The sequence below is a fragment of the bacterium genome, from assembly GCA_024224155.1.
Classification (GTDB): Bacteria; Acidobacteriota; Thermoanaerobaculia; order Multivoradales; family JAHEKO01; genus CALZIK01.
In genome coordinates this window covers 1-2,742 of sequence record JAAENP010000378.1, presented here as the reverse complement: position 1 = coordinate 2,742, position 2,742 = coordinate 1, and the positions used below count along the sequence as shown (strand labels likewise).

The window sequence follows — 2,742 nt, the reverse complement described above, 5'->3', positions numbered from 1 at the left end:
CCGGCCCATAGCCGACTTCCTGCGGCAGCTCGAAGACCGGACTTGGAAGGGGCTCTTCGATCTCATGCGCTTCGCCATGCGTCCCCTTCGATGATGCCGCTGCTTCAGTCCCGTGCTCGACCGGGTGACCCGCAGCCAGGGCTTCGAGCGTCTCGACGTAGTGTGTGAATCCCACGTAAGCGGCAACGAATTCGCGACCGGCCGCAACGCTCTCTTCGGCGCGCATGCGCATCTCACGGGCTCTCCGGAACCGCTCTTGGACACCGGCGTCGATTGCTCCCGTGATCTCGGCAGTGAGATCGTCTACCGATCCGGATTCGAGGGCCAGGTCCGCCGCGAGAACGGCTGGCGATACCGGGCTGCCGGCCTCCTTCAGGCCGACATAGCTGACTCCTTCTCCTTCACGGTGCAGGCGCACCAGGGTCTCGAAGAAGAACCGGTCGGCGAGCTCACGCGCGTCGTCTCCGAGCGGCCGCACGGCGAGAACGTGTGCGAACGCCGCCGCGACCTCCACCTCGTGTTCAGGGCCCACCCACTTGAGCACTGGCGTGACGTCTCCTCGAGCAAGGGCCTGGCGGGCAGCGCCGACCACCGGCCCGTCGACGGTGTCGCAGTGGGCGAGCGCGGGTACGGCAGGGGCCAGCGCTGCGACCATGGAAAGACCAACCAGGAATCCTCGCGAGCGAACTGCAGTTCTGTCCTTCATTCATTGCTCCTTTCGAGTTGAGAGTGCAACCGGCTGCATCTCGCAGGCCCGGCACCCTCTTCCGTCTTCCGCTGGACTCAGCCCGCGAGCGCTCGGGGGAACAGGATGTTGTTCTCGAGGTGGATGTGCCGATGGAGCGAGCCTTCCAGCTCGGCGAGGCCGTGCCACAGAGCTCGCCAGGTATTACATGCTTCTGCCGGTACCTCGTAGTCGTTCGTCAGCTCCCGGAGGCGCTTCAACGCAGTACCAGCCGATTCGTGCTCGCTCTCCATGATGGAGACCGGACCCGAGGCCATTGCGCCCTCACCTCTCAGGATCATTGGAAAGAGGATCTGCTCCTCCTTCGGAAAGTGGTCCTGGAGCTCGGCCTTGAGCGCGAGAAAGGTGGAGAGGAGCTCCGGAAGCACCTCGGGCATCTTCTCACCGTGCACCGCGAGGACCTTGCGCGCCATGCCCTCCAGACGCGGGAGCTCAGTATCGAGCGGCCGATGGTAGTGGATCAGTATGTGCTCGATCAGATCTTTGAGATCGGCCTGATCCCAACGCTCCATCTCGGTATCCTCCTCCTCGAGCTCTTGCTGGATCTCCGCCACGATCGCTTCGCTCGCAAGGCCCTTCTGTTCGCAGACCTCCAAGAGCGGCTTGCCGCCCCCGCAACAAAAGTCGATACCGTGGCGGTCGAAGACCCTGGTCGCCTGTGGATGTTCGGTCGCAATCTGGCCCACAGTGCACTCGTCGTTGATCGTCATTCTCTTGACTCCCTTGTAGATTGATTCGTCAGATCTTCGGATTCGAAGGCTCGATCATGCGCATCAGCGCGTTCAGAACGGTCTCCGGATCCTCTTTCCCCTCGCCGGCCGCCCGCCGACGCATGCCCGTCATTCCGATCAGGGCATGGATCGTTCCCATGACCGTCACGCTGAGGATCTCGGGCTCGATATCGTCACGGAAGGTGCCTTCTGCCGCCCCTTCACGAAGAGCGGTGAGCACGTACCGCCTCGACCTCGTGACGACCTCAGCGAGCCACCCCACCGCCTCCTCCGGCACGGCCAGAAAGGCCTGCTCGGAGCTCAGGAGCCAGGCTAGGCCAGGGTCTGAGGCGAGGACATGGACTCTCCGTCTCGCCAATTCGCGGAGACGTTCGGCCGGGGGGAGGGTGTCCTCGGGGAAGGTCGCCTCGATCTTGGCAATGCCGTACCGCACCGCCTCGCTGAGGATCTCCTGCCTGGAAGCGAAGTGGCGAAACAGAGCGCCCGAGGTGATACCCACCTCCGCCGCGATGGTCGTGGTCGTCAGCCTGGCGAGGCCCCGCTGGCCGATGATCCGCAGGACCGCCTGTGCGATCTCCTCGCGTCTCATCGCGCCGGGTTTTCGGATCACCGATTCCATGGATCAGTATTGTAAGTAAGTTCTTACTTGCATGCAAGGACCCTTCTCCGCCCTCCGGGTTCGAATCCCTCTCGCTGCGCCGGCCTTGGTGAGCGGAGGTGGAGCTTCGCCTGGTCTTCGGTGAGTGTGCGCTGAACGTTAGTTACTTGTGCCGTCGGGGGTCTCGGCAGCCCGGAGACGCCCAGTGAGTGCAACCACGGCGGCCGTGAGGGTCTCACGCTTCGGGACTCCTTCGATGCGGTGATCCGGATCCCCACCCACGATCACGGTGGGTACCGAGTCGACCTTCCACCGCCTTGCCAGCTCCCTCCCGCTGCTTCCTGCCAGGCTGTAGAACTCGACCTCCACGTCCTCGCGATCCCGGGCGAACGCCTGGACCCGGTTGTAGGCCTCGCTGCACCCCGAGCACACGGGATGGGTGAACAGGGCGAGGGTGACCTTCCCCTTCAAACCTCAGCTCCCAGGCAGTGGACACACTCCGCGACTCCCCATCGTCCGAAGTTCTCCCGATAGACGGCGGGGGCATCCACGCCCTCAAGGAGGCCTTCGCGCCAGTCGTCCCGGTCAGGCTGCAACCGGACCACCCAACCCTTCGTGTAAGGATGCTGGTTGATCAAGGAGGCGTCAGCCCAGGCCAGCTCGTTGCT

General features: G+C 63.9%; 3 protein-coding genes and 1 pseudogene. All 4 read right to left on the bottom strand.

Annotated features, from left to right (window positions below; all coding sequences use genetic code 11):
• Positions 1-133 precede the first annotated feature (133 nt).
• The 4 genes and pseudogenes from GY769_19235 to GY769_19220 all read right to left on the bottom strand — a co-directional run bounded on the left by GY769_19235 (position 134) and on the right by GY769_19220 (position 2,545).
• Positions 134-655: pseudogene (locus GY769_19235) on the bottom strand (hypothetical protein).
• Positions 656-783: 128 nt separating this feature from the next.
• Positions 784-1,455 (bottom strand): iron-sulfur cluster repair di-iron protein, encoded by a 672-nt coding sequence (gene ric / locus GY769_19230; protein MCP4204055.1) that lies wholly within the window; start codon positions 1,453-1,455, stop codon positions 784-786.
• A 28-nt stretch (positions 1,456-1,483) separates the two neighbouring features.
• Entirely contained in the window at positions 1,484-2,095 is a 612-nt protein-coding gene (locus tag GY769_19225; GenBank protein ID MCP4204054.1) for a TetR/AcrR family transcriptional regulator, read from the bottom strand.
• Between the two features lie 138 nt (positions 2,096-2,233).
• Positions 2,234-2,545 carry a hypothetical protein gene (locus tag GY769_19220; GenBank protein MCP4204053.1) on the bottom strand — a complete coding sequence of 104 codons (312 nt, stop codon included), beginning with the start codon at positions 2,543-2,545 and terminating at the stop codon, positions 2,234-2,236.
• Positions 2,546-2,742 lie beyond the last annotated feature (197 nt).